Source organism: Streptomyces sp. NPDC090106 (assembly GCF_044747265.1).
Lineage (GTDB): Bacteria > Actinomycetota > Actinomycetes > Streptomycetales > Streptomycetaceae > Streptomyces.
The window spans coordinates 111,329-137,473 of record NZ_JBIVDS010000001.1; the positions used below are offsets into that span (position 1 = coordinate 111,329).

Annotated in this window: 18 protein-coding genes and 3 tRNA genes; 6 read left to right on the forward strand and 15 right to left on the reverse strand. The window is 72.0% G+C overall.

The genetic code is table 11. From position 1 onward, the window contains the following. Positions 1-7: 7 nt before the first annotated feature. The 7 genes from ACIPSE_RS00510 to ACIPSE_RS00540 form a co-directional block, all read right to left on the reverse strand. Positions 8-964: an expansin EXLX1 family cellulose-binding protein gene (locus tag ACIPSE_RS00510; RefSeq protein ID WP_401655802.1), complete on the reverse strand. Its 957-nt coding sequence runs from the start codon at positions 962-964 to the stop codon at positions 8-10. Between the two features lie 95 nt (positions 965-1,059). Then, a complete protein-coding gene (locus ACIPSE_RS00515; protein WP_401655804.1) occupies positions 1,060-2,364 on the reverse strand; it encodes a DUF3500 domain-containing protein in 1,305 nt (434 codons plus the stop codon). Between the two features lie 135 nt (positions 2,365-2,499). Beyond that, positions 2,500-3,936 (reverse strand): sensor histidine kinase, encoded by a 1,437-nt coding sequence (locus tag ACIPSE_RS00520; protein WP_401655806.1) that lies wholly within the window; start codon positions 3,934-3,936, stop codon positions 2,500-2,502. Beyond that, complete coding sequence (locus tag ACIPSE_RS00525) at positions 3,933-4,649, reverse strand: response regulator transcription factor (RefSeq protein ID WP_401655808.1); 717 nt, start codon at positions 4,647-4,649, stop codon at positions 3,933-3,935. The genes ACIPSE_RS00520 and ACIPSE_RS00525 overlap by 4 nt, the downstream gene beginning before the upstream one ends. A gap of 228 nt (positions 4,650-4,877) precedes the next feature. Next, the gene (locus ACIPSE_RS00530) at positions 4,878-7,106 is read right to left on the reverse strand and encodes an MMPL family transporter (RefSeq protein ID WP_401655810.1); all 2,229 of its coding nucleotides are present in this window, start codon (positions 7,104-7,106) and stop codon (positions 4,878-4,880) included. A gap of 132 nt (positions 7,107-7,238) precedes the next feature. Then, positions 7,239-7,916, reverse strand: a complete 678-nt coding sequence (locus ACIPSE_RS00535) for a response regulator (protein WP_401655813.1) — start codon at positions 7,914-7,916, stop codon at positions 7,239-7,241. Beyond that, positions 7,917-9,098, reverse strand: a complete 1,182-nt coding sequence (locus tag ACIPSE_RS00540) for a sensor histidine kinase (RefSeq protein WP_401655815.1) — start codon at positions 9,096-9,098, stop codon at positions 7,917-7,919. Between the two features lie 237 nt (positions 9,099-9,335). On the opposite strand from ACIPSE_RS00540, the gene ACIPSE_RS00545 reads away from it, so the two are divergent. Next, positions 9,336-9,803 (forward strand): GreA/GreB family elongation factor, encoded by a 468-nt coding sequence (locus tag ACIPSE_RS00545; RefSeq protein ID WP_401655817.1) that lies wholly within the window; start codon positions 9,336-9,338, stop codon positions 9,801-9,803. On the opposite strand, the gene ACIPSE_RS00550 is transcribed toward ACIPSE_RS00545, so the two are convergent. Both ACIPSE_RS00550 and ACIPSE_RS00555 read right to left on the reverse strand, forming a co-directional pair. Then, complete coding sequence (locus ACIPSE_RS00550; protein WP_401655819.1) at positions 9,793-10,440, reverse strand: DUF1345 domain-containing protein; 648 nt, start codon at positions 10,438-10,440, stop codon at positions 9,793-9,795. The genes ACIPSE_RS00545 and ACIPSE_RS00550 overlap by 11 nt on opposite strands. Further along, positions 10,437-11,366 carry a Dyp-type peroxidase gene (locus ACIPSE_RS00555; RefSeq protein WP_401655821.1) on the reverse strand — a complete coding sequence of 310 codons (930 nt, stop codon included), beginning with the start codon at positions 11,364-11,366 and terminating at the stop codon, positions 10,437-10,439. Before ACIPSE_RS00555 ends, ACIPSE_RS00550 begins: the two co-directional genes overlap by 4 nt. A 203-nt stretch (positions 11,367-11,569) precedes the next feature. On the opposite strand from ACIPSE_RS00555, the gene ACIPSE_RS00560 reads away from it, so the two are divergent. Beyond that, on the forward strand, positions 11,570-13,915 hold the full coding sequence (locus ACIPSE_RS00560) for an FdhF/YdeP family oxidoreductase (protein ID WP_401655823.1): 2,346 nt from the start codon (positions 11,570-11,572) through the stop codon (positions 13,913-13,915). Positions 13,916-13,927: 12 nt separating this feature from the next. Here ACIPSE_RS00560 and ACIPSE_RS00565 read toward each other — a convergent pair whose 3' ends face one another. From ACIPSE_RS00565 to ACIPSE_RS00580, 4 genes are all read right to left on the reverse strand, one after another. Further along, positions 13,928-16,372 (reverse strand): ATP-dependent Clp protease ATP-binding subunit, encoded by a 2,445-nt coding sequence (locus ACIPSE_RS00565; RefSeq protein WP_401655825.1) that lies wholly within the window; start codon positions 16,370-16,372, stop codon positions 13,928-13,930. A gap of 110 nt (positions 16,373-16,482) precedes the next feature. Next, positions 16,483-16,556: transfer RNA gene (locus ACIPSE_RS00570), tRNA-Ile, on the reverse strand. Positions 16,557-16,734: 178 nt separating this feature from the next. Beyond that, a tRNA-Asn gene (locus tag ACIPSE_RS00575) sits at positions 16,735-16,807 on the reverse strand. A 6-nt stretch (positions 16,808-16,813) separates the two neighbouring features. After that, positions 16,814-16,886: transfer RNA gene (locus tag ACIPSE_RS00580), tRNA-Asn, on the reverse strand. 148 nt (positions 16,887-17,034) lie between these two features. Between ACIPSE_RS00580 and ACIPSE_RS00585 the strand changes: the two genes are divergently transcribed. The 4 genes from ACIPSE_RS00585 (at position 17,035) to ACIPSE_RS00600 (ending at position 22,783) form a co-directional block, all read left to right on the forward strand. Continuing rightward, positions 17,035-17,340, forward strand: a complete 306-nt coding sequence (locus ACIPSE_RS00585; protein WP_401655827.1) for a YtxH domain-containing protein — start codon at positions 17,035-17,037, stop codon at positions 17,338-17,340. A 164-nt stretch (positions 17,341-17,504) separates the two neighbouring features. After that, positions 17,505-18,950 (forward strand): FGGY-family carbohydrate kinase, encoded by a 1,446-nt coding sequence (locus ACIPSE_RS00590; RefSeq protein WP_401655829.1) that lies wholly within the window; start codon positions 17,505-17,507, stop codon positions 18,948-18,950. Positions 18,951-19,121: 171 nt separating this feature from the next. Continuing rightward, entirely contained in the window at positions 19,122-20,855 is a 1,734-nt protein-coding gene (locus tag ACIPSE_RS00595; protein WP_401655831.1) for an ABC transporter ATP-binding protein, read from the forward strand. Further along, positions 20,855-22,783 carry an ABC transporter ATP-binding protein gene (locus ACIPSE_RS00600; protein WP_401655833.1) on the forward strand — a complete coding sequence of 643 codons (1,929 nt, stop codon included), beginning with the start codon at positions 20,855-20,857 and terminating at the stop codon, positions 22,781-22,783. Before ACIPSE_RS00595 ends, ACIPSE_RS00600 begins: the two co-directional genes overlap by 1 nt. A gap of 51 nt (positions 22,784-22,834) precedes the next feature. On the opposite strand, the gene ACIPSE_RS00605 is transcribed toward ACIPSE_RS00600, so the two are convergent. Continuing rightward, a complete protein-coding gene (locus ACIPSE_RS00605; protein ID WP_401655835.1) occupies positions 22,835-24,124 on the reverse strand; it encodes an RNA polymerase sigma factor in 1,290 nt (429 codons plus the stop codon). 104 nt (positions 24,125-24,228) lie between these two features. Beyond that, on the reverse strand, positions 24,229-26,130 hold the full coding sequence (gene dnaG, locus ACIPSE_RS00610) for a DNA primase (protein ID WP_401655837.1): 1,902 nt from the start codon (positions 26,128-26,130) through the stop codon (positions 24,229-24,231). Between the last annotated feature and the right edge of the window lie 15 nt (positions 26,131-26,145).

Below are 26,145 nucleotides of genomic sequence, written 5' to 3' on the forward strand. Positions count from 1 at the left end.
CGCGGGGTCAGCGGCGGGTGAACTGGACCCGGGTCGGCTGGACCGTGTCCGGGCGCACCGGGAGCGCCTGGACCGTCAGGCGCTCGCCGTAGATGTCGGTGATCCGGATCGTGCCGCCGCAGCCGGTGCCCTGTTCGGAGAGGAAGTAGTCGTACTCGGTGCGCGGGAGGGCGGTCCAGCCGCCGCCGCTGCTCACCTCCAGCCGGGCCACCGGGTTGCGGTGGCCGAGGACCTGGACGCCGCACCAGTAGGCGCTGGACCCGGTCTTGTAGCGCAGCGAGAGGGTGCCGGCGTCGGCAGGGCTGGTCAGGGTCCAGGTGACGGATATCCGGCCGGTGACCGGCGCCGCGAGCTTCGCGAACGCCTGAGGGCTCAGGTCGATGTCGCCCGGCCCGCACTCGGGGCACTCGTTGGTGATCCGGACCGTCACCGACGCGCCGCCGGCGCGGACGACGACGTACGCCCCGCACGCCTTGGACGTCTCGTAGTCGGTGTGGTTCATCGCCGCGGTCATGGTGTCGTCGGTGGGGCCGAAGGTGCAGGCCCCGTCGCCGTCGGCGGTGTCGTAGAAGGTGGCGACCCCCTGGTACGTCCGGCCCGGCACGATACGGCCGGCCAGCGGCGCGCCGGCGGGGACGGCGGCGGCCTCGCGGGTGGGCGTGGTGGCGGGGCGCTTCGAGGCGCCGGACGCCGGGGCCGCGGTCCGTGACGCGGACGGGGAGACCGACGCGGAGGCGGAGGCGGACGGGGAGGCCGACGCGGGCTCCGAGGGTGCGGGCGCGGGCGGCGCGGTGGACGACGGTGCCGCGACCGGGCGGCCGGCCACGGTGGTGCCGCCTCCCCCGCCGTCGTCGTCACGGAGGGCCGCCACCAGGGCCGCCGCGAGGACGACGGCCGCCACGACGGCGGAGACGGCGACGGCGCGACCCCTGCGGGGGCGGCGGCGATGATGCGAAGAGGACACCACGGATGAGGTCCTTACCTGTGTTCGGGGGAACTCCTTCGCCCTCAGGTCGCCGCCGGTCCCGCAGAGGTTGCCGTATGACGGGAAGTTTTCTGTCACCGGTGGTGCGGCGACGTCAGGTAGTGCTGCCTGAGGAGCTCCCTTCCGTAGTCGTTGCCGTTGGGCGTGCGGATGACGGAGTGGACGTGCTTCTGGGTGGCGCCGTCGCCCTGGGTGGCGCCGTAGGCACCGGCCAGCGGGCCCGGGGCCTGGCAGTCCACCTCGACCCACACCACCGGGCTGTGCACCCGGACGTAGAAGGCGTCGTCGTCGCCGGTGCCGCCCGACCAGGTGACGTAGGTGTCGGAGAGGTGCCGGGCGACCTCCGCCATCCGGACCTTCGCGGCGTCGGCCTTGGCGCGGCCCACGAACGCCTCGACGATGCCGAGGAGCTTCTTCTTCTGGGCGCCCGTCAGCTTGTTGCCCCTGAGGCCCGTGTACTCCTGGACGGTGTTGTCGGAGAACGCGCCCGCCTTCATGGATTCGTTCGACTTGGTGGCCGACTCGACGGCGACCGCCTGCTGCGCCGCGTCGAGGGAGTTGATGAAGGCGAGGGAGGCGAGCACCTCCTCGTGGCACACGGTGACCGTCTCGCCGTCGATCTCCATGGAGGTGGGCTCCGAGCCCCAGAAGCAGGGGCTCATGACGACCTGGTCGCCGAGGACGAAGTAGTTGACGACCAGGTGGTGGCCGTCGAACTGGAAGCCCCAGGGCTCGGTCGCGGAGGGCGTGCCCATCACGGTCCAGTAGTAGGCGTCCTCGTTGAAGGAGTTCGTGTTGCCGATCGCCTCGCCCGCCGCCTGGTTGATGCGGCGGATCTTCTCCGTGGTCTCCAGGCCGTCGGCGCTGAGCGCGGCCTTCAGCAGCGCGGTGCCCAGGTCCTTCTGGGTGTCGGTCAGGTCGGCGAGGGAGACGCCCTGGCGTTCGTAGGAGTCGACGTTGCTCCACAGCCGCCACTCGGTGGAGTGGACGGTGAACTGCGTGGACGTCTTCTGGTCGTCGGTGAGCCCGGCGAGGAAGGCGTCGGCGGCGGCGATGACGGGGGCGGTCGCCACGCCCGTCGAGTGGACGGTGAACAGGTCGTCGATCCGGTTGCCGTCGGTGGTGAGGCCGAAGAACTCCTCGGTGATGGACTGGTTGCCGGGGCCGCCCGCGCCGCCGCCGGGACCGCCGCTGGGCGCGCCGCTCGGGGTGGCGCTCGCGTCGGCGGTGCCTGTGCTGTCGTCGGCCAGCGCGACGAAGGCTCCGGCGCCGCCCATCGTGGCGACGGCCGTGGCACCGGACGCGAAGAAGACCTTGCGCATGAAGGTGCGGCGGCTCGCGTGCGCCGCCTTGGCGGCACCGGTGTCCAGCTCGGTCATCGTCGTCCGCTCCCTTGGTCGTCGGCCGGGTCCCCTGCGGACCGGCCACCGGACGCCCACCCTGGGACGCCCACCTGAGGCCCCGCTGAAGCGAGGGCGCGGGAAGGGCGGGTACGACCGTGCCGACCAGGCTTTCTATGAAGACGCCGTGGATCGCGCGGCGGTCCGGGGCAGCGTCACCGTGAACTCGGTGCGGCCCGGTGCGCTGACCACGTCGACGCGGCCTCCGTGGGCCTCGGTGAGCGCCGCCGCGATGGCGAGGCCGAGGCCCGAGCCGCCGCCCTGGCCGGGGGCGCGGGAGCGGGAGGCGTCGGCACGGGTGAACCGTTCGAAGACGGCGGGCAGCAGCCCGGCCGGGATGCCGGGCCCGTCGTCCCGCACGGCGACCACGCACGCGTCGGGCCGGGCCTCGACCGACACCTCGATCCGGGTGCCGTCGGGTGTGTGCGTGCGGGCGTTGGCGAGGAGGTTGGCGACGACCTGGGTCAGCCGGGCGGGATCGCCGGTGACCACGGCGGGCTCCTCCAGCTTCAGGGCGAGCCGCCAGTCGTGGCCGGTTCCGGCGGCCCGCGCGTCCCACACGGCCTCGGCGACCAGCGCCCCGAGGTTGACGTCGACCCGCTCCAGGGGCCGTCCCTCGTCGAGCCGGGCCAGCAGCAGGAGGTCCTCGACCAGGTCCGTCATCCGGGCGGACTGCGCGGACACCCGCCGCCAGGCCAGGTCCGGTGCGATCCGCGCGGCGCCGGTGTCCATCAGCTCGGCGTATCCGGCGATGGAGGCGAGGGGGGTGCGCAGTTCGTGGCCGGCGTCGGCGAGGAAGCGGCGCATGCGGTCCTCGCTGCGGCGCAGTTCGGCGAGGGAGCACTCGACGCTGTCGATCAGCAGGTTGAGGGCGGCGCCCACCTGCCCGACCTCCGTCTCCGGGCCGGTGTCGGAGGCGGGGACGCGGGTGAGGGTGCCGGTGCCGAGCGGCGCCCCGGCCACCTCGACGGCGGTGGCGGCGACCCGCCCCAGGGGCCGCAGCTGGCGGCGGATGACCCAGGCGCAGACGGTGCCCACGCCCGCCAGGCCGACGCCGGCGATGACCGCCTCGGTGACGATGAGGTCGTCGAGGGTGTCGGTCAGTTCGGCGGTGGGCAGCCCGGCGAGGACGGACGGGCCGTCGCCGCTCGCCACGGTGAGCACGTAGGTGCCGAGGCCCGGGACGGTGCGGATGTGCACGGCGCCGTCGGCGGGGATCCCGTCGAGGGCGGCGCGCTGGGCCGCGGTCAGGACGCGCTGGCCGCCGTCCGCGGTGACCGTCTCGGCGGCGACGGCCTTCCCGTCGGTGAGCCGGGCGGCGACGGTCCCGGCCGGCTGGCCGCGCTCGTTGAGGAACCCGAGGTCGGTGGCGTCCCCGGTACGGCGCTGGAGGCCGCCCTGGCTGCGGTCCGCGGCGTCCTTGACCCGCTGGTCCAACTCGGCCTGGAGGTGGGCGCGTTGGACGATGACGGTGGCGACGGCCATCGTCGCGCAGACCACGACGAGGGCGGCGGAGACGAACAGGACCAGCCGGGCCCGGAGCGTTCTCATCCCGCGGTGTCCGCCGCCCGCAGGACGTACCCGGCGCCGCGCACCGTGTGGATCATCGGCGGGCGCCCTTTGTCGAGCTTGCCGCGCAGGCTGTACACGTACACCTCGACGAGGTTGCCCTCGCTCTCGAAGGAGTCGTTCCAGACGTGGTCGAGGATCTGCGCCTTGCTGAGGACCTGCCGGGGGTGGCACATCAGGAAGTGCAGCAGGTCGAACTCCTTGGCGGTGAGCGCGACCGGCCGTCCGCCGCGCTGGACCTGCCGGGTGCGTTCGGCGAGGACGAGGTCGCCGAGGACGCGTACGGGTTCGTGGGCGGCGGCCTCCTCGGCGCCGGAGCGGCGCAGCAGGGCGCGCAGCCGCAGCACGACCTCCTCGACGGAGAAGGGTTTGGTCACGTAGTCGTCGGCGCCCGCCGACAGCCCGTCGAGCCGGTGTTCCAGACCGTCGCGGGCGGTGAGCATCAGCACCGGCAGCCGCGCGTCCTCGTAGCGCAGCCGGCGCAGTACGTGCAGGCCGTCGAGGTCGGGCAGCATGCCGTCGAGGACGACGGCGTGCGGGGCGCAACCGCGGGCCAGGCTGAGGGCGCCGCGGCCGTCGGCGGCGAGGAACGGCTGCCAGCCGGCCTCCTTGACGGCCCATGACAGCAGCTCGGTGAGCTCCGGCTCGTCATCGACGATGAGCACCCGAACCGCCCCGTCCCGCACACCAGTCATGCCCTGAGCCTGCCGGACGCCCCTGGGCGCCGGCTGTGCACCGCCTGAGCCGGGGCCATGACAGTCGGGCCCGGCCGCCGCTCGCCGTACCCGGCACGCGCGCCGCCCCGCCCACTCCCCGAACGCCGGGCCTCCACGCCCCCGGCCGCCCGACGAGAGCACCGCACCGCCCGCCTCGGCGGCCCCGCGGCGAGGGCCACCCGTATCCGACGGGCACGCGAGGCCGCTTCAGCACCTCATGTCGTGGGCGGGAACGCACGGACGCCCGGCCCGGCGCCGCCGTTCACCACCGGCGGCTCCCGGCCCGGCCCCGTCAGACCCGGGCCCCTGCGTCTCGGGCACCGCCGTCTCCTCCTCCCGGCCGCTCAGGGCCTCGCCCTCCACGTCCACGTGGGGCAGGGCGCGGTCCAGCCACCCGGGGAGCCACCAGGCGCGGTCGCCGAGGAGGGCGAGGACGGCGGGGACCAGGGCCATGCGCACGACGAACGCGTCGAGGAGGACGGCGACGGCCAGCCCGAACCCGATCATCTTGATCATGGACTCGTCCTCGCCGACGAACCCGGCGAACACCGCGATCATGATGAGCGCGGCGGCGACCACGACCCGGGCGCTGTGCCGGAACCCGGAGACGACCGCCTCGGGGGCCGACTCCCCGTGGACGTACGCCTCGCGCATCCGGGAGACGAGGAACACCTCGTAGTCCATGGCCAGTCCGAACACGATCCCGACGAGGAAGATCGGCATCAGGCTCATGATCGGCCCGGTCTGCTCCACCCCGAACAGGCTCGCCCCGTGCCCTTCCTGGAAGACCACGACGACCGCGCCGAGCGCCGCGAGCACGGACAGCAGGAACCCGAGGGCGGCCTTCAGCGGCACGAGCACCGACCGGAAGACGACCAGCAGCAGGATCACCGCGAGCCCCACGACGGTCAGCAGGTACGGCACCAGGGCTCCTTGCACCTTCGCCGCGATGTCGATGTTGAGCGCGGTGGTCCCGGTGACCTCGAAGTCCCCGGTGCGCTCCGCCCGGATCTTCTTGACGAGCGCCTCGGTGCGTTCGTCGGTGGGGCTGGTGGCGGGCGTGGCGGTGAACACGGCCGTGTCACCGGCCTCGTTGAAGCGGGGTTCGGAGACGGACACGACGCCCTTGGTGGCGGCGATCCCGTCCCGGACGGCCGTCGCGTCGGTGCCGTCGCGCTCGTCGACGACGACGGTCAGCGGCCCGTTGAACCCGGGCCCGAACCCGGCGGCCAGCGCGTCGTAGGCCCGCCGTTCGGTCGTGGTGACCGACTTGGCCTCGTCACCGGGCATCCCGAGCTGGAGCCCGGTGGCGGGGATCGCGAGGGCGCCGAGGCCGATGACTCCCAGCAGCAGCACGGCGAGTGGCCGCCGCAGCACGAGACGCGCCCACCGCGTACCGCCGTTGGCCCCGGTGCGGGCCGGCTTGCGCGGCATGACGGCCTTGGGCCAGAAGCCGAGCAGCGCCGGTACGACGGTGAGGGCGACGCCGACCGCGACGACGACCGCGCCCGCGGCGGCCAGCCCCATCTTGGTCAGCATCGGGATGCCGACGACGGCCAGCCCGGCCAGCGCGATGACCACGGTGAGCCCGGCGAACACGACCGCGGAACCCGCCGTGCCGACGGCCAGTCCGGCCGCCTCCTCGGGGGCCCGCCCCTTGCCGCGTTCCTCGCGGTAGCGCGAGACGACGAACAGGGCGTAGTCGATGCCGACCGCGAGGCCGAGCATCATCGCCAGGGTGCCGGTGCTCGCGGAGAGGCCGAACGTGCTGCCGAGGAGCGTGATGGCGAGCATGGTGAGGGCGACGCCGATGACGGCGGTGAGCAGCGGCAGGCCCGCGGCGGCGAGCGACCCGAAGGTGACGAGCAGCACGACGGCGGCGATGGCGATGCCGATGACCTCGGCGGCGCCGCCCGCGCCCCCTCCGGCGTCCATCGCGGAGCCGCCCGCCTCGACGGTCAGGCCGGCCGCGCGCGCCGGTTCGGTGGCCTTCTCCAGCGCGGTCCGGCTGGCGTCGGTGACCTGGCCGGACTCCACGTCGTAGGTGACCGTGGCGTAGGCGGTGGACCCGTCGGAGCTGACGGCCCGGGCGGTGAAGGGGTCGACGGCGGAGGCGACCTGGGAGCCGTCGGCGAGCGCGGCCACGGACTCCTCGATGGCCTGCTTGCGGGCGGCGGAGGTGACCTTCTGCCCGTCGGGGGCGACGAACACGACCCGTGCGGTGGCGCCGTCGGCGACCGCGCCCGGGAAGCGCTCCTCCATCAGGTCGTACGCCTTCTGCGACTCGATGCCCGGCATCGAGAACCCCTCGTCGGTGGTGCCCGGCGCCTTCGCGGCCCCCAGCCCCACACAGGCGAGGACCACGCCCCACAGCAGGACGGCGTACCACCGTCGTCGGAAGGCCAGTCGGCCCAGTCGGTACAGCAAAGCAGCCACGGCGGACTCCACGTTCGGGTCTCGGATACCCCTCCAGGCTGTCCCGCCGCACCGCTCCGGGTCGTCCTGCCACAGCCGTCAGTTCGGCCTACCGGATCCGCAGCAGCGCCTACCAAAAGCGCGGTACGGCGCTCAGCGCGCCGTAGGCCTCACGAGCCCCGTCTGGTAGGCGATGACGACGAGCTGGGCCCGGTCGCGGGCGTCGAGTTTGGTCATGGCGCGGTGCACGTGGGTGCGCACGGTGAGCACGCTGAGGGTGAGGTGGCCGGCGATCTCGTCGTTGGACCTGCCCTCGGCGGCCAGCGCGGTGACCTCGCGTTCGCGCGGGGTGAGGTCGGCGAGGCGTTCGGGGGCGGCGAGCAGGTTGCCGGGGGCGGTGGGCGCGGTGAGGAAGCGGGTGATGAGGGCGCGGGTCGCGCCGGGCGACAGGAGCGCCTCACCGGCGGCGACCACACGGATGCCGTCGAGCAGCGCGTCGGTGGTGACGTGCTTGCCGAGGAAGCCGCTGGCGCCGACGCGCAGCGCCCGGGCGACGTACTCCTCCGTCTCGAAGGTGGTCAGCACGAGCACCCGGGTGCCGGTCAGAGCGGGGTCGCCGCAGATCGTCCCGGTGGCGGCGAGCCCGTCCGTGCCGGGCATGCGGATGTCCATGAGGACGATGTCGGGCCGGTGGAGGCGGGCGAGCCGGACCGCCTCCTGTCCGTCGGCGGCCTCCCCGACCACCTCCAGGTCGTCGCAGGAGTCGATCAACAGCCGGAAGGTGCCGCGCAGGAGGGCCTGGTCGTCGGCGAGCAGCACACGGATGGTCACTTACCGGTCCTTGGGGTGGAGGGGCAGTGCGGTGGCGACCTCGAAGCCGCCCTCGGGCCGGGGCCCGGCGCACAGGTCGCCGCCGACGGAGTGGGCGCGTTCGCGCATGCCGATGAGCCCGAACCCGCCGCCGTCCCGGGCGGCTGTGCCGGTCCCGTCGTCGGTGACGGTGATCAGGAGGCGTGCGCGCTCGTAGCGCAGCAGCACCCGGGCCTCATGGCCGCTCGCGTGCTTGGCGACGTTGGTGAGGGCTTCCTGGATGATCCGGTACGCGGTCAGGTCCACGCCGGGCAGCAGCGGGCGGGGCTCGCCGTCGGTGGTGACGGTGACGTCGAGTCCGGCGGACGCGCAGACGGTGACGAGTTCGGGGAGCCGGTCCAGGCCGGGCGAGGGTTCCAGGCTGTCGGAGTCGTCCCCGGAGTGCCGCAGGACGCCGACGGTGGCCCGCAGTTCGAGGAGCGCGCTGGAGGTGGTCCCGGCCAGGTCGGCGAGGATCTGCCGGGCCTGGTCGGGCCGGGTGGCCACAAGGTGGGCGGCGGTCCCGGCCTGCGCGTTGGCGACGGCCATGTGGTGGGCGACGACGTCGTGCAGTTCCCGGGCGATCCGCATCCGCTCCTCGGCGACCCTCAGCCGTGCCTCCTCCTCCCGGGTCCGTTCGGCGTGCGCGGCGCGGGCCTGCACGGACTCCAGGTAGGCCCGCCGGATCCGGGCCGCGCTCCCGGCGGCGAGCGGCAGCATCAGCCACAGGCCGATCCCGACGGTCCTGAGCAGGAACAGGTTCCCGAACGGGGCGGAGGACAGGGAGGCGACGACGAGCGCGGCGAGCGTGACGGAGCCGTGGATACGGGTGGTGCGGGAGTCCGTGCGGTCGGCGAACCAGTAGAGCGCGGCCATGACGGGGGCGAGCAGCAGCGGGCTGGGCAGATAGCCGACGGCGGCGAGCGCGGCCGACCCGGCGGCGTTGACGAGGAGCACGGAACGGGGACGGTCCCGGGCCCACAGGATGGTGACGGCGGCGACGGCGCCCACGATCCGCGCGGGCCACACGTCCGGCTGGTCCCCGGCGATCCCGGTGCGGATCGAGGCCCCGAACATGGTGCACGCGAAGAGCGTGACCGAGACCATGGCGTCCACGATCCGCGGATGGTCATGGGCGTACCGCTCCAGATTGTTCCCGTTCATCGCCGACCCCGGCCCCGGTGCTCGCTCACGTACCCAGGCTGCCTCATGCGCGGCGCCGGGTCATCCCGCCCCCGCAGGCGCCGGAACTGCTGCGTCCGGAGGACCCCGTACCGCATCCGCAGTACGCCTCCCCCGCACGCCTCCCTCCCCGGCACCGTACCGATTCGCCTGATACGTTCGAATTGTTCGCATCAGTGTGCGGCATCCACTCCTGCCGCCCGTCCGACGGGAAGTCGAATGACCGGTGGACCCGAACCCATCAGCGCCGCGGCCCGTACGGCGATCGAGCGGGAGCTGTCGGACCTGCGCACCGAGCGCGACACCGTCCTGTCGACGCTGCGCGACGGCGGCGGCGACGAGAGCGGCGACCGCGCCGACCAGGCCGACGAACTGGAGCGCGCCACCGAACTCGCCCGGCTGGACCGGCGGATCGCCGAGCTGGACGGGCGGCTGCGGGAGGCGGCCGTCGCCGGACCCGCCTCCACCGATCGGGTCGGCGTGGGCAGCTCGGTGACCGTGCGGTTCTCCGACGGCACCGACACGACCGTGCGGCTCGGCGAGATCGCCGAGGCGCACGACCCGACGCTGGTGACCGTCGACAGCCCGCTCGGCCGGGCCCTGCTCGGCCACCACGCGGGCGACGTCGTCGAGTACGTCGCGCCAGGCGGCCGTACGAGCGCCACGGTGGTCTCGGTCAACCGGTGACGATGCCCGCGACGAGGTTGATGGTCGTGGCGAGGATGCTGACGCCGAAGACGTACGACAGCAGGCAGTGCCGCAGCACCACGGCGCGGAACCCGGACGTCGAGACACCGGTGTCGGAGACCTGGTAGGTCATGCCGAGGTTGTAGCTGAAGTAGAGGAAGTCGCTGTAGCGCGGCGGCTCCTGGGTGTTGAAGTCGATCCCGCCCTCGGTCCCGCCGCCTTCCGGCGCGTAGTACATGTACGCGTACCGCGTGGCGTACATCAGGTGCAGGGCCGACCAGGCCATGAACACCCCGCACAGCGCCGCCCCGGCCGCGGCGTGGCTCGTGCTCCCCCTGCCCGCCAGGAGCAGCGCCACGATGGCGACCAGCCCGCACAGGGTGGTGCTGACGACGGCGAGCTCCTCGGCGGCGGGCCGGAACTCCTCGCGGCGCGCGTTGCGCCGGGTGGCCTCGGCGTCCATCGGCCACAGGGCGAGCCACCCGGTGGCGACGAAGAGCAGCTCGCTCACGGCGATCCCGGCGAGGACGCCCAGCGGGGCACCGCTCACCAGGGCCACCGCGACGCCCGTCGCCGCGCCGGCGAGGGCCGAGACGGCCAGGCGCGGGGTGGCGGTGCGCAGCAGCCGGGCGGTCACGGGGCGGGCAGGTCGTCGAGGAGGTCCGCGCCGGGCACGAAGAAGAGGCAGCCGGTCACGGCCCGGGAGAAGTCGAGGATGCGGTCCGTGGTGCCGGGCGGCCTGCCGAGGAACATGTTGCGCAGCATCTCCTCGGTGACGGCGGGGGTGCGGGCGTACCCGATGAAGTAGGTGCCGAACTCGCCCCCGCCGCCGACCTGCCCGAAGGGCATGTTGTCGCGCAGGATCTGCCGCTGGGTGCCGTCCTCGTCCTCGATCGTGTTGAGCGCGACGTGCGAGTTCGGGGGTTTGACGTCGTCGGGCATCTCGACGTTGGCCGACTTGGTCCGTCCGACGACCTGCTCCTGCTGCTCGACGGTGAGCTTCGACCAGGCGGCGAGGTCGTGCACGTACTTCTGCACGATCACGTAGCTGCCGCCGCGGAAGCCGGGGTCCTCGTCGCCGATGTGGACGGCCTCGACGGCGGCGGCGTCCTGGGGGTTCTCGCTGCCGTCGACGAAACCGAGCAGGTCACGCTCGTCGAGGTAGGCGAAGCCGTGCACCTCGTCGACGACGGCCGCCGAGGCGCCGAGCCGGTCCACGATCAGACGGGCCAGCTCGAAGCACAGGTCCATGCGCCGGGCCCGCAGATGGAACAGCAGGTCACCGGGGGTGGCCGGGGCTTCGTGCCGAGGGCCCCGCAGCGGCTGGAAGGGGTGCAGCTCACGGGGCCTGGGTCCGCCGACGAGCCGGTCCCAGACCTCGGAGCCGAGCCCCGCGACACAGGTCAGCCCGTCGTCGGGGAACCGGAAGGCCACGGAACGGGTGAGCCCGGCGAGGTCCTGGAGCACCTCGCGCACGGTGTCCTCGCCGCCCGGGGCCACGGTGGCCACCAGGAAGACGGCCGCCTTGGCGGGCGGGGCGATGACGGTCTGCGGTGCGGCCATGGGACTCCCGTCGAACCGGAAAGGACCGGAGAGGAACGGACAGCGGGCGGAGGTGGGGCGGACTGCGGGCGGGGCGGACGCGCTCACCGTATCCACGCACCGGGGAATGCCGCAGTCCGAATGGCAGGCCCGCAACGGCGGACATAGCCTGCCGGGAGAGGGTGTCCCGACCCCTCGCACCCCTCCGGGAAGGGTTGAGCGCCGTGACCACCAGCAAGGACGAGCGCGAGCGGGAGCCCGTGACGGAACCCCCGACGGAGCCCCGGGTGGGGCCCGATCCGCGGGGGAAGCCCGGGTTCCGCCCCTATCACCACCCGGCGGCGGGCTGGGGCGCGGCGAAGAGCGTGACCCGCTTCATGGCACGCGAGGGCGCCCTCCCGGTGGACGGGCCCCGGGCGATCATGAAGATGAACCATGAGCGGACCGGGTTCGACTGTCCGGGCTGCGCCTGGCCCGACGACACCAAGGGCCTGCACCTCGACATCTGCGAGAACGGCATCAAGCACGTCACCTGGGAGATGACGGGCAAGCGGGTCGGGCGGGAGTTCTTCGCCGCGCACACGGTGACCGAGCTGGCCGGATGGACCGACCACGACCTGGAGAACCAGGGCCGGCTGACCGAGCCGATGGTCTACGACCCGGACACCGACCACTACGTGCCCCTGCCCTGGAAGGACGCCTTCGAGCTCGTCGGCCGGGCGCTGCGCGAGCTGGACGACCCGAACGAGGCGTCGTTCTACACCTCGGGCCGGCTCGGCAACGAGGCCACCTTCCTCTACCAGCTGATGGCCCGCGAACTGGGCACGAACAACCTGCCGGACTGCTCCAACATGTGCCACGAGGCCAGCGGCCGGGCCCTTCAGGCGTCGCTGGGCACCGGCAAGGGCACCGTGGACCTCAAGGACTGGGAGAGCGCCGACGCGCTGTTCGTCTTCGGCGTCAACGCGGCCTCCAACGCGCCGCGGATGCTGACCGCGCTGGCCGAGGCGTACCAGCGCGGGGCGCAGATCGTGCACGTCAATCCGCTGGTGGAGGCCGCCGCGACCCGGACGATCATCCCGCACGACTTCAAGGACATGGCGACGTTCCACGCCACGAGGACCTCCACGCTCAACCTCCAGCCCCGCATCGGCGGCGACATGGCGCTGCTGCGCGGCATGGCCAAGGCGGTCCTGGAGCAGTCGGCGACCGACCCCAGGGCGCTGGACCGGGAGTTCATCGACCGGCACACCACCGGGTTCGAGGAGTACCGGGCGCGGTGCGAGGCGACGCCCTGGGAGGAGATCGAGCGCCAGTCGGGGCTGAGCCGGGCCGATGTGCTGAAGGCGGCGCGGGTGTACGGGGAGGCCGACCGCTCCGTCGTCAGCTGGTGTCTGGGCCTGACCCAGCACGAGCACGGCGTCGACACGGTCCGGGAGATCGTGAACCTGCTGCTGCTCCGCGGGAACCTGGGGCGCGAGGGGGCGGGACCGTCGCCGGTGCGCGGCCACAGCAACGTCCAGGGCAACCGCACCTGCGGCATCGACCACCGGCCGACCGAGGCGTTCCTGGACCGGCTCGCCGAGGTGTGCGGCATCGACCCGCCGCGCGCGCACGGCCTGGACACGGTCCGCACCATCCAGGCGATGCGCGCCGGCGAGGTGAAGGTGTTCGTCGCGATGGGCGGCAACTTCGCGCTCGCCGCGCCGGACTCCCCGTACACCTACGCGGCGCTCGCGAACTGCGAGCTGACCGTGCAGGTGAGCACGAAGCTGAACCGCAGCCATGTCGTGCACGGCCGCGCGGCGCTGATCCTGCCGTGTCTGGGCCGCACCGAGAAGGACCATCAGCGCAAGGGCGTCCAGAGCACGTCAGTCGAGGACTCGATGAGCATGGTGCACCTGTCCGTCGGCATGAAGCGGCCCGCCTCGGAGCACCTGCTCTCGGAGCCGGCGATCGTCGCGGGCATGGCCCGGGCCGCGCTGCCCGACAGCCGGACGCCGTGGCAGTGGTACGTCGAGGACTACGACCGCATCCGCGACACCATGGCCAGGGCCCTGGACGGCTTCGAGGACTTCAACCGCCGGGTGCGGCTCCCGCTGGGCTTCAGGATCAAGCAGCCGGCCCGTGAGCTGGTCTTCCTCACCCCGTCGGGGAAGGCCGAGTTCTCCGCCGCCCCGCTGCCCGACGTGGTGCCGGCCCCGGGGGTCCTGGTCCTGGGCACCATGCGCTCCCACGACCAGTGGAACACCACGATCTACTCCGACGACGACCGCTACCGCGGCATCACGAACCTGCGCACCCTCGTCTTCATGAACCGTGCCGACATGCGCGAGCGCGGCATCGCCGACATGGGCCGCGTCGACATCACGAGCACCGCGAAGGACGGCAGCCGCCGCCGGCTGAACGGCTACACGGCCGTCCCGTACGACATTCCGCGGGGCTGCGCGGCCGGGTACATGCCGGAGATGAACGTGCTGTGCGCCCTCGGCGACTACAGCACCCAGAGCGACCAGCCGATCATGAAGCATCTGAACGTGACCGTCAGCCCCGCGGAGACGGGAGGCTGACGGTCCCGCCCGTCACTTCACGGAGCAGTGCAGGGAGTCGTCGACGACATCGGCGACGATCGTGTCGCCGGGGTTCACCTCGCCGCCGAGCAGCAGGGAGGCGACCCTGTTGTCGAGTTCGGACTGGATGGTGCGCCGCAGGGGCCGCGCACCGAACTCGGGCTGGTGGCCGTGGGCGACGAGGAGCTTCTTCGCCGCCTCGGTGACCTCCAGGGTCATGCCCTGGGCGTGCACGCGGTGCTTGCTGCGGTCCAGGAGGTGGTCGACGATCTCCGCCAGGTCCTCCCCGGTGAGGCTGTGGAAGACGATGATGTCGTCGATCCGGTTGAGGAACTCCGGCAGGAACCGCCCCCGCAGGTCCCCCATCAGCTCGTCCTTGAGCTCGGCGGCGTCCCCCTGGTGGGCGAGGATGCGGTGGGCGCCGATGTTGGACGTCAGGATGACCACGCAGTGCCGGAAGTCGACGGTACGGCCCTGTCCGTCGGTGAGGCGGCCGTCGTCGAGGATCTGGAGCAGCGCGTTGAAGACGTCGGGGTGCGCCTTCTCGATCTCGTCGAACAGGACCACGCTGTACGGGTTGCGGCGCACCTTCTCGGTGAGCTGGCCGGCCTCGTCGTAGCCCACGTATCCGGGCGGCGCCCCGACGAGCCGGGCGACGGTGTGCTTCTCCTGGAACTCGCTCATGTCGAAGCGGATCATGCGGTCCTCCTCGCCGAAGAGCAGCTCGGCGAGGGTCTTGGCGAGTTCGGTCTTGCCGACGCCGGTGGGGCCGAGGAAGAGGAAGGAGCCGACCGGCCGGTTCTCGTCGCCCATGCCGGCGCGGTTGCGGCGCACGGCCTGGGAGACGGCGGTGACGGCCTCGTCCTGGCCGACGATCCGGGCGTGCATCTCCTCCTCCAGCCGGAGGAGCCTCTCCCGTTCACTGGCGGTGAGCTGGGAGACGGGGATGCCGGTGCGGCGGGAGACGACGTCGGCGATGTCGGCGGCGGTGACCGAGACGACGCCCTCCCGGCGTTCCTCGATCCCGGCGAGTTCGCCCTCGACCTCGGCGATGCGGTCCTTGAGCCGCGAGGCCTTCTCGAAGTCCTCGGCGGTGACGGCCTGGTCCTTCTCGCGCCGCAGCTTGGCCAGCTCGTCCTCCCGGCTGACGACCTCGGTGGAGCGGCCCGCGCCGCGCAGCCGGACCCGGGCGCCGGCCTGGTCCATGAGGTCGATGGCCTTGTCGGGCAGGAAGCGGTCGCCGATGTAGCGGTCGGAGAGCTCGGCCGCCGCCGCGAGGGCGCCGTCGGCGAACCGGACCTGGTGGTGGGCCTCGTAGGCGTCGCGGAGCCCTTCGAGGATCTGGACGGTCTCCTCGACGGTCGGCTCGGGGATCAGGACGGGCTGGAAGCGGCGTTCCAGGGCGGCGTCCTTCTCGATGTACTTGCGGTACTCGTCGATGGTCGTGGCGCCCACGACATGGAGTTCACCGCGGGCGAGCGCGGGCTTGAGCATGTTCCCGGCGTCCATCGCGCCCTCGCCGCTGGCCCCCGCCCCCACGACGGTGTGCAGCTCGTCGATGAACAGCACGACCTCCCCCTCGGCCGCCTGGACGTCCTCGATGACCTTCTTCAGCCGCTCCTCGAACTGGCCGCGGTACTGCGCGCCGGCCACCAGCCCGGACAGGTCGAGCGACACGACCCGCTTGTCCTTCAGCGTGTCGGGCACCTCGCCCGCGACGATCCGCTGGGCCAGGCCCTCGACGATGGCGGTCTTGCCGACGCCGGGCTCGCCGATGAGGACGGGGTTGTTCTTGGAGCGCCGCGAGAGGATCTCCACGGTCTGCTCGATCTCCTCGGCCCGGCCGACGACGGGGTCCAGCCGCCCCGCCCTCGCCTCCTCGGTGAGGTCCCGGCCGAACTCGTCGAGGGTGGTGGCGGGCTGCTGCGGCCGGGCGGGCTCGCCCCGCAGCTTCGCGACGTCGAGGTCCTCGGCGCGCAGGAAGCGCCCGGCACCGGAGTCGGCGTCGCCGAGGAGCGCGTCGAGGATGTGCTCGGGCCCGATGTAGGAGACACCGGCGGCCTGCGAGGTGGCGTGGGCGAGGGCGAGGGTCCGTTTGGCGGCCGGGGTGAGACCGGGCTCGGCGGACGGCTCGGCGGCCTCGCGCGGCAGCGCCTCGGCTATCTTCCCGGCGAGTTCGTCGGGGTCGACTCCGGCGCGGGCGAGCACCCCGCGCGTGGGCTCCACCTGGGTGGCCGCCCACAGCAGATGCTCGGTGTCGAGGTCCGGGGTGCCGTCCTGAACCGCTTTGCGGGCGGCGGTGCCGAGCAGTTCGTGCGACGACTCGGTGAGCAGCCGCCCCACGGGCACGCGCTGCACGGCCGGCGGCGAGGACCCGGGCGACATTCCGAAGAACCGGTTGAGCATGTCACCGAACGGATCGGAGGGACCGAAGGGGGAACCGAATGCCATAGACATGGCAGCTCCTGAGTGCGGGAGGGGGGTCCCTCACACTCAAACCCCGCGCCCAGGGCACCGCAACAGGAGCCGACACAAGGCGGAAACGGTTCTTCATGGACAGCGAGAGGTGGGGCGGGTGGGACTCGAACCCACGGCCGACGGATTATGAGTCCGCTGCTCTAACCGGCTGAGCTACCGCCCCATAGCGGCGTGTCGCGTACATGTGTGCGCGCCGTCTGCCGCAGCATAGCCGCTCATACGATCTCCTGCTTCGTATGGTCGACTTCGCATGCCCTGAAGGACTCCGCTGTGACCTGCGCGGTTCCCGGCGTGAAGAGGGAGACATGAAAAAGGACCCCGTCGGGGTCCTCTTCAGTGCGCTCTCCCGACTGGACTCGAACCAGTAACCTGCCGGTTAACAGCCGGCTGCTCTGCCAATTGAGCTACGGAAGATCGAAGCTCCCCCGACTGGACTCGAACCAGTAACCTGCCGGTTAACAGCCGGCTGCTCTGCCAATTGAGCTACGGAGGAATGCCTCGTTGCATCGAACGTACCTCCCTGGGTATTCGCCAGGGGGCGGGCGTTCGCTGCGACACATACATTAGCGCAAGCAGGGGGGTGCTCCGCCAATCGGTTCCCCCCGCGACACTCGCCCCACGACGGAAGGGTGGCTCAGGCCATGCGCTACAAGCTCACGTTCGTCGCCGGACTGGCCCTGGGTTACGTGCTGGGCACGCGTGCCGGTCGCGAGCGCTACGAGCAGTTGAAGAAATCGGCCCGCCAGATCTCCCAGAACCCCGCGGTCCGCAACACCGCCGAGTCGGCCGCCCAGCAGGGCCGCCAGTTCGCCGGGAAGGCGTACCACGTGGTCAGCGACAAGGTGGGCGACCGGGTCCCGGACTCGGTGGCGCAGCGTGTGCGCTCGCTCAGGGAGCGCGGCGCGGGCGGCGCGGCGGAGGACGACTGGGGCACCAGCAACACCTGACCCCGCGGCCACGACGGACACGGCGGCCACAGTGACGCACCCCACCCCGTGGGGTGCGTCGAACTGTGCGACCAGCCACGGCGGAGCCCCCCGCCGGCACATCGCACGCGTCCGCGCGGTCTACGCGGCTCAACCACGGCGGCGCGTGCGGCAGAATTTTGGCCATGGGGATAGTCGCCGGGTTGGACAGTGCGCCCGATTTCACTCGCATCGTCGTCTGCGACGCGGACACGGGGTCCGTGCTGCGGCAGGGGTACGCCCCGCACCCGATCGAGGGGCGTCCCTCCGACGTCGACCCCCAGGCATGGCTGCTCTCCCTCGGTGAGGCGGCCGGCGGCGGACTGCTCGAAGGCGTTCAGGCCATCGGTGTGTCCGCGCAGCGGAACGCGGTCGTGCCGCTCGACGCGCAGGGCAACACCGTGCGTCCCGCCATCGTCGGCGCGGACAAACGGGCGCAGGTCGCGGCGGCGGACCTGATCGACGCGCTCGGCGGCAAGGAGGCATGGGCACAGGCCGTCGGCTGCGTCCCGCAGGCCGCCCAGCCCGTCACCAAGCTGCGCTGGCTGCTGAAGAACGAACCCGACGCCGCGGCGCGCTCCTCCGTCCTGCTCCAGGCCCACGACTGGCTCGTGTGGCAGCTGCTCGGACGGCCGGTGCGGCGGACCACGGACCGCGGCGGGGCCTCCGGCACCGGCTACTGGTCCGCGGCGTCCGGCGGCTACCGGCCCGACCTCGTCGAGCTGGCGCTCGGCCACCAGGTGATGCTGCCCGAGGTGATCGGGCCGTCCGACGCCGCCGGCACCACCCCCGAGGGGCTGCTGATATCCGCCGGGACCGGCGAGACCATGGCCGCCGCGTTCGGTCTCGGCATCGGGCTCGGGGACGCGGTCGTCTCGCTCGGCGCGTCCGGGTCCGTGATGGCCGTGCATCCCGAGGCGCTCGTCGACAGCAGCGGGATGATCACCTCGCTCGCCGACGCGACCGGCATGCACCTGCCCGTGGTCACCACCCTGAACGCCGTACGGACCCTGCGGGGCACCGCCGAGCTGCTCGGGCTGCCGGATCTGGAGGCGCTGTCCGAGCTGGCGATGAAGTCGACGCCGGGCTCGCACGGGCTGGTGCTGCTGCCCTATCTGGAGGGCGAGCGGACGCCGAGCCTGCCGCACACCGCGGGGACGCTGGCCGGGCTGCGGCGCGAGTCGATGAAGGCGGAGCATCTCGCGCGGGCCTCGTTCGAGGGCATGCTGTGCGGGCTCGCGGACGCGCTGGACGTGCTCAGGACGCGGGGCGTGGAGGTGCGGCGGGTGTTCCTGCTGGGGGCCGCTGCCGAGCTGGCGGCCGTGCAGGCGGCGGCGCCGGCCATCTTCGGCGCCCAGGTCGTCGTCCCGCAGCCCGCGGACTACGCGGCGATCGGGGCGGCGCGGCAGGCGGCCTGGGCGCTCGGGACGCAGCAGGGGACGCTCGATCCGCGGATCCCGCCGGCCTGGCAGGGCGCGGCCGGGGCGCAGGTCCTGGAACCCGGCGAGGAGCTGGCGGTGGGGCAGGCGGTGCGGCAGCAGTTCGTGTCCGTGCGGGACCAGACCCATCCCGGGGCGTTCAACGCGCGCTGACGGCCTTCCGGAAGGTAAGAGACCGGTAGGAAAGCGGGGCCCCGCCACCCCTAAGGCCGTACAACTGCGCGCTGTCGGCTTAATCGGTTGAGGTAACGCGGGTGGAGTGTCCGACGATAGGGGCCAGGGGCAACCAGCTCGGCCCCTGTCACCCACTCCGAGAGACGTAGCGTGCTCATACGACTTCTGCGGACCTATCTCAGGCCCTACAAGAAACCCATCGCCCTGCTGGTGCTGCTCCAGCTCCTGCAGACCTGCGCGACCCTCTACCTGCCCACCCTGAACGCCGACATCATCGACGAGGGCGTGGTGAACGGGGACACCGGCTACATCCTGTCCTACGGCGCCCTGATGATCGGCATCTCGCTGGCGCAGGTCGTGTGCAACATCGGGGCCGTGTACTTCGGCGCCCGGACGGCCGCGTCGCTCGGGCGGGACGTGCGGGCCGCGGTCTTCGACCGGGTGCAGTCGTTCTCGTCGCGCGAGGTGGGCCACTTCGGGGCGCCCTCGCTGATCACCCGGACGACGAACGACGTCCAGCAGGTGCAGATGCTCGCCCTGATGACGTTCACCCTGATGGTGTCGGCTCCGATCATGTGTGTGGGCGGCATCGTGCTGGCGCTCGGCCTGGACGTCCCGCTGTCGGCCGTGCTGGTGGCCGTCGTGCCCACGCTGGGCATCTGCGTCACGCTGATCGTGCGGCGGCTGCGACCGCTGTTCCGGACGATGCAGGTACGGCTGGACACGGTGAACCGGGTGCTGCGCGAGCAGATCAGCGGCAACCGGGTCATCCGCGCGTTCGTGCGCGACACCTACGAGCAGCAGCGGTTCCGCGACGCCAACTCCGACCTCACCGAGATGTCGCTGAAGACGGGCAACATGCTCGCGCTGATGTTCCCCGTGGTGATGACGACGGTGAACGTGTCGTCGATCGCGGTGGTGTGGTTCGGTGCCCACCGGATCGACAGCGGCGAGATGCAGATCGGCGATCTGACGGCGTTCCTGTCCTATCTGATGCAGATCGTGATGTCCGTGATGATGGCCACCTTCATGTTCATGATGGTGCCGCGCGCTGAGGTCTGCGCCGAGCGGATCGAGGAGGTCCTCGGGACCTCGTCCAGCGTCGTGCCGCCGCTCGCCCCCGTGGTCGAGCTGCGACGCCACGGGCACCTGGAGATCCGGGACGCCGGGTTCCGCTACCCGGGGGCCGAGGAGCCGGTGCTCAAGGGCGTCGGCCTGGTGGCCCGGCCCGGTGAGGTGACCGCCGTGATCGGCTCGACCGGCAGCGGCAAGTCGACCCTGCTGGGGCTGGTCCCCCGGCTCTTCGACGTCACCGAGGGCGAGGTCCTCGTCGACGGGGTGCCCGTCGCGGAGGTGGAGCCGGCGCTGCTCGCCCGGACGGTCGGGCTCGTCCCGCAGAAGCCGTACCTGTTCGCGGGGACCGTGGCGACCAATCTGCGCTACGGCAACCCGGACGCCACGGACGAGGAGCTGTGGCACGCGCTGGAGGTCGCGCAGGCCAAGGGGTTCGTGGAGGGTCTGGAGAACGGACTGGACTCCCCCATCGCCCAGGGCGGCACGAACGTCTCCGGCGGTCAGCGCCAGCGGCTCGCGATCGCCCGCACCCTGGTGCAGCGGCCGGAGATCTACCTCTTCGACGACTCCTTCTCCGCCCTCGACTACGCCACCGACGCGGCCCTGCGCGCGGCGCTCGGCCGGGAGACCGCCGAGGCGACCGTCGTGATCGTCGCCCAGCGGGTGGCGACCATCAGGGACGCCGACCGGATCGTCGTCCTAGACGAGGGACGGGTCGTGGGGACGGGGACGCACCGCGAGCTGATGGCGGACAACGAGACCTACCGGGAGATCGTGCTCTCCCAGCTCACGGAAGCGGAGGCCGCCTGATGGCCGGGCCCATGGGGCGGATGATGGCCGGCGGCGGCCCCGATCAGCGCTCGCTGGACTTCAAGGTGTCGGGGCGGCGGCTGATCGCCCAGTTCCGGCCGGAGCGGTTCACCATCTACGGGCTGCTGGCCTGTGTGGTCGTCAGCGTCGGGCTGAACTCGATCGGGCCGTGGATCCTCGGCAAGGCCACCGACCTGGTCTTCGCGGGCATCGTCGGCAAGCAGATGCCGGCCGGGGCGTCCAAGGAGGAGGCGCTGGCCGGGCTGCGCGAGCGCGGTGACTCCTCGGTCGCGGACATGCTGGGGAGCACCGACTTCACCCCCGGCCAGGGCATCGACTTCGACGCCGTCGGCCACATCCTGCTGCTCGCCCTCGGCGTGTTCGTCGTCGCGGGTCTGCTGATGGCGGGGGCGACGCGGCTGGTCAACCGGTCCGTGAACCGGACGATGTTCCGGCTGCGGGAGGACGTGCAGACGAAGCTGTCGCGGCTGCCCCTGTCGTACTTCGACAAGCGGCAGCGCGGTGAGGTGCTGTCCCGCGCGACCAACGACATCGACAACATCGGGCAGACGCTCCAGCAGTCGATGGGCCAGCTCATCAACTCGCTGCTGACGATCATCGGCGTGCTCGCGATGATGTTCTACGTCTCCTGGATCCTCGCGCTGGTCGCCCTGGTGACCGTGCCGCTGTCCGCGGTGGTCGCCACCCGGGTCGGCAAGCGGTCGCAGCCGCACTTCGTGCAGCAGTGGCGCTCCACCGGCAAGCTCAACGCGCACGTCGAGGAGATGTACACCGGGCACACCCTGGTGAAGGTCTTCGGACGGCAGGACGAGTCGGCCCGGCAGTTCGCCGAGCAGAACGAGGCGCTGTACGAGGCCGGGTTCAAGGCGCAGTTCAACAGCGGGGTCATGCAGCCGCTGATGATGTTCGTGTCGAACCTGAACTATGTGCTGGTGGCCGTGGTCGGCGGGCTGCGGGTGGCGTCCGGGGCGCTGTCCATCGGTGATGTGCAGGCCTTCATCCAGTACTCGCGGCAGTTCTCGATGCCGCTCACCCAGGTCGCGTCGATGGCGAACCTGGTGCAGTCCGGTGTGGCCTCCGCCGAGCGGATCTTCGAGCTCCTCGACGCGGAGGAGCAGGAGGCCGACCCGGCGCCCGCGCTCAGGCCGGACGAGCTGCGGGGGCGGGTCGCGCTGGAGAACGTCTCCTTCCGCTACGACCCCGACAAGCCGCTCATCGAGGACCTCTCGCTGAAGGTCGAGCCGGGGCACACGGTCGCCATCGTCGGCCCCACGGGAGCGGGCAAGACCACGCTGGTCAACCTGTTGATGCGGTTCTACGACGTGTCCGGCGGGCGGATCACGCTCGACGGCGTCGACATCGCCGCGATGTCCCGCGACGAGCTGCGCGCCGGGATCGGCATGGTCCTCCAGGACACCTGGCTGTTCGGCGGGACCATCGCGGAGAACATCGCCTACGGGGCCTCCCGCGAGGTCACCCGGGGCGAGATCGAGGAGGCCGCGCGGGCCGCGCACGCCGACCGGTTCGTGCGCACGCTTCCCGACGGGTACGACACGGTGATCGACGACGAGGGCACGGGGGTGAGCGCCGGTGAGAAGCAGCTCATCACCATCGCGCGGGCCTTCCTGTCCGACCCGGTGATCCTCGTCCTGGACGAGGCGACGTCGTCCGTGGACACCCGGACCGAGGTGCTGATCCAGAAGGCGATGGCCAAACTCGCCCACGGGCGGACGTCGTTCGTGATCGCGCACCGGCTCTCCACCATCCGGGACGCGGACACGATCCTGGTGATGGAGAACGGTTCGATCGTCGAACAGGGCGCGCACACCGACCTGTTGGCGGCCGACGGGGCCTACGCCCGGCTGTACAAGGCGCAGTTCGCGCAGGCCGTGGCCGAGGTCGACTGAGCCGCACCCCCGCCCGGAGGGTGCCGCCGGGTCCGGCGGCGGCACCCGCGGTCAGTCCAGGTAGCCCCTGAGCTGGTCCGCGAACGCGTGGTCCCGGAGCTTGTTGAGGGTCTTCGACTCGATCTGCCGGATGCGTTCGCGGGTGACGCCGAAGATCCGGCCGATCTCCTCCAGGGTGCGGGGGCGGCCGTCGGCGAGGCCGTAGCGGAGCTGGACGACCTTGCGTTCGCGTTCGCCGAGGGTGGAGAGCACCGCTTCCAGGTGCTCGCGCAGCAGCAGGAACGCCGCCGACTCCACGGGGCTCGCCGCGTCGCCGTCCTCGATGAGGTCACCGAGGGCGACGTCGTCCTCCTCGCCCACGGGCGCGTGCAGCGACACCGGTTCCTGGGCCAGCCTGAGCACCTCGCTGACCCGTTCCGGGGCCAGGTCGAGATGGTGGGCCACCTCTTCCGGGGTGGGCTCGTAGCCGCGTTCCTGGAGCATGCGCCGCTGGACGCGGACGACACGGTTGATCAGCTCGACGACATGGACCGGGACCCGGATGGTGCGGGCCTGGTCGGCGAGGGCGCGGGACATGGCCTGGCGGATCCACCAGGTCGCGTAGGTGGAGAACTTGTAGCCGCGGGCGTAGTCGAACTTCTCGACGGCGCGGATCAGTCCCAGGTTCCCCTCCTGGACCAGGTCGAGCATGGTCAGGCCGCGGCCGACGTACCGTTTGGCGACGGAGACGACCAGGCGCAGGTTCGCCTCGATCAGGCGGCGCTTGGCCATCCGGCCCATGACGACGAGCCGGTCCAGGTCGAGGGCGAGCCGGCCGTCCAGGTCGGGGGTGCTGAGGAGCTTGTCCTCGGCGAACAGGCCCGCTTCGACGCGCCGGGCGAGTTCGACCTCCTCGGCCGCCGTGAGCAGGGGGATGCGGCCGATCTCGCGGAGGTACTGCCGGAACAGGTCCGAGGACGGGCCGCCGGTGTCGGCGCGGGACCGGGCGGCCGGGGCGGGTTCGGGCGCCTCGGCGGGCTCCGGGGTCCGAAGCGCTTCGGCCGGGGGTTCCGCCGGTTCCGCCTCGGGGTGGTGCACGGCACGGCTCTGCGGAGGCACCGCGACGAGAACCTCGCTCTCGCCGTCGGGCTCCGCGCCGGCCGCACCGGTCTCTGTCTGTGTGAGGGTCTGGGTCTGCACGGGGGCGACCTCCAGGATGATCGCTGCTGAGTGCTGCGGCAGCGCTGTTTCGGGGGCGGAGTCGGCGGCCTCGCCGCTGTCCGTCCCATACGCGATGAGCGGAACCGCGGGGGTCTGGGACCCGCTGGGGACGGATCGGCCGCGCTCCGAGGACTCAGGCACCGGAACCCAGTGTGGAGTACGACACATCGCCGCCACGAGGGGCGTGCGGTGACTTTTTGAGTCCGGTCCGTGACCGGGTGGTTACCCTGACGGACCCGACACGCTCAGAGAGCTGCGGCTCCGTGTCCGCGCAGCGCCTGGTCGTACTGCTGGAGTACCCACAATTCGTTCTGTGTAGCGGCCAGTTGCGCGGGGTCTCCGCCCGCGGACAACCGGGTCATCTGGGACTGGATGTCCCGGATACGGCGCTCGACGGCGCGGCGGCGGACGGTGACGAGCTGGTCGCCCGCGTAGTTCTCGTCGACCGTGCGGCGCATGATCGCCTCCACGGCGAGCTCGGTGACCATCGCGCGGACGGTGTCGTCGGGAGCGGCGTCCCGGACCCGGACGAGGTAGTCCTGGGCGTCCTGCAGGCCGTACTCGGCGCCGCCCGCCTCCATGATCGCCAGCCGTACGGCGGCGTAGGGCACCGCGGTGAACTCGTCGATGCCGTACGCGTCGAAGGCAGGGGAGACCAGCTCGGGCCGCTGGAGGGCGAGTTTGAGCAGCTCGCGTTCGGTGGCGTAGACGGGGTTGCGGAGGTTCAGCGCCGGTCCCGAGGCGGCCGGGCGCGGGGCGTCCTCGTACTGCTGGGTCCGGCCGGCCGGGGCCGGGCCGCCCTTGCCGCCCTTGTCGCGGGCCCAACGGGCCAGCTGGGCCACCCGCTTGACGACGAACTGGGTGTCGAGGATGCCGAGCATCCCGGCGAGCTGGACGGCCACCTCGTGCTGGGCGCCACTGTTCTTGATGCGGGCGACGATCGGCGCGGCCTCGTCGAGCGCGGCGGCGCGGCCCGCCGGGGTGTCGAGGTCGTAGCGCACGACGATCTGGCGCAGCGCGAACTCGAAGAGCGGGGTGCGGGGTTCGACGAGGTCGGAGACCGCCTCGTCGCCCTTGGCGAGGCGCAGATCGCAGGGGTCCATGCCGTCGGGGGCGATCGCGATGTACGTCTCGGCGGCGAACTTCTGGTCGTCCTCGAAGGCGCGCAGGGCGGCCTTCTGGCCGGCCGCGTCACCGTCGAAGGTGAAGATCACGCGGGCGCTGCCGTTGTCCATGAGGAGCCGGCGCAGGATCTTGATGTGGTCGCCGCCGAAGGCCGTGCCGCAGGTGGCGATGGCGGTGGTGACCCCGGCGAGATGGCAGGCCATGACGTCGGTGTAGCCCTCGACGACGACCGCGCGGCTGGCCTTGGCGATGTCCTTCTTGGCCAGGTCGATGCCGTAGAGGACCTGGGACTTCTTGTAGATCGCCGTCTCGGGGGTGTTGAGGTACTTGGGGCCGTTGTCGGACTCGTAGAGCTTGCGGGCGCCGAAGCCGACGACCTCGCCGCCGATGTCGCGGATCGGCCACATCAGGCGGCCCCGGAAGCGGTCGATGGGGCCTCGGCGGCCCTCCTGGGAGATCCCGGAGAGCAGGAGTTCCTTGTCGGTGAAGCCCTTGCCGCGCAGGAAACGGGTCAGATGGTCCCAGCCCTGGGGGCTGTAGCCGACGCCGAAGTGGACGGCGGCGGCCTGGTCGAAGCCGCGCTCGGCGAGGAAGAGACGGCCGGTCTCGGCCTCGGGGCTGATCGCGAGCTGCTCGGCGTACCAGTCGGCGGCGATCTTGTGGGCCTCGACCAGCCGGATGCGCTCACCGCGCTGGTGGGCCGGGTTGTACCCGCCCTCCTCGTAGCGCAGGGTGATGCCGGCCTGGGCGGCGAGGCGCTCGACCGACTCCGAGAACGTGAGGTGGTCGACCTTCATCACGAACGTGATGGTGTCGCCGCCCTCCTGGCAGCCGAAGCAGTGGAAGAGACCCTTGCTGGGGCTGACCTGGAAGGACGGCGACTTCTCGTCGTGGAAGGGGCACAGGCCCTTGAGGTTGCCGCCGCCCGCGTTGCGCAGCTGGAGGTACTCGGACACCACGGCGTCGATCGGGACCGCGTCCCGTACCGCTTTTACGTCCTCGTCATTGATCCGTCCAGCCACGCAGTGATTCTACGG

Bases quoted from the DNA above. Each gene is read 5' to 3' on its own strand.
- ACIPSE_RS00565 (WP_401655825.1), bottom strand. From the start codon at position 16,372: ATGTCTATGGCATTCGGTTCCCCCTTCGGTCCCTCCGATCCGTTCGGT.
- ACIPSE_RS00590 (WP_401655829.1), top strand. From the start codon at position 17,505: ATGGGGATAGTCGCCGGGTTGGACAGTGCGCCCGATTTCACTCGCATC.
- ACIPSE_RS00555 (WP_401655821.1), bottom strand. From the start codon at position 11,366: ATGGCCGCACCGCAGACCGTCATCGCCCCGCCCGCCAAGGCGGCCGTC.
- ACIPSE_RS00600 (WP_401655833.1), top strand. From the start codon at position 20,855: ATGGCCGGGCCCATGGGGCGGATGATGGCCGGCGGCGGCCCCGATCAG.
- ACIPSE_RS00525 (WP_401655808.1), bottom strand. From the start codon at position 4,649: ATGACTGGTGTGCGGGACGGGGCGGTTCGGGTGCTCATCGTCGATGAC.
- ACIPSE_RS00545 (WP_401655817.1), top strand. From the start codon at position 9,336: ATGACCGGTGGACCCGAACCCATCAGCGCCGCGGCCCGTACGGCGATC.
- ACIPSE_RS00520 (WP_401655806.1), bottom strand. From the start codon at position 3,936: ATGAGAACGCTCCGGGCCCGGCTGGTCCTGTTCGTCTCCGCCGCCCTC.
- ACIPSE_RS00585 (WP_401655827.1), top strand. From the start codon at position 17,035: ATGCGCTACAAGCTCACGTTCGTCGCCGGACTGGCCCTGGGTTACGTG.
- ACIPSE_RS00515 (WP_401655804.1), bottom strand. From the start codon at position 2,364: ATGACCGAGCTGGACACCGGTGCCGCCAAGGCGGCGCACGCGAGCCGC.
- ACIPSE_RS00540 (WP_401655815.1), bottom strand. From the start codon at position 9,098: ATGAACGGGAACAATCTGGAGCGGTACGCCCATGACCATCCGCGGATC.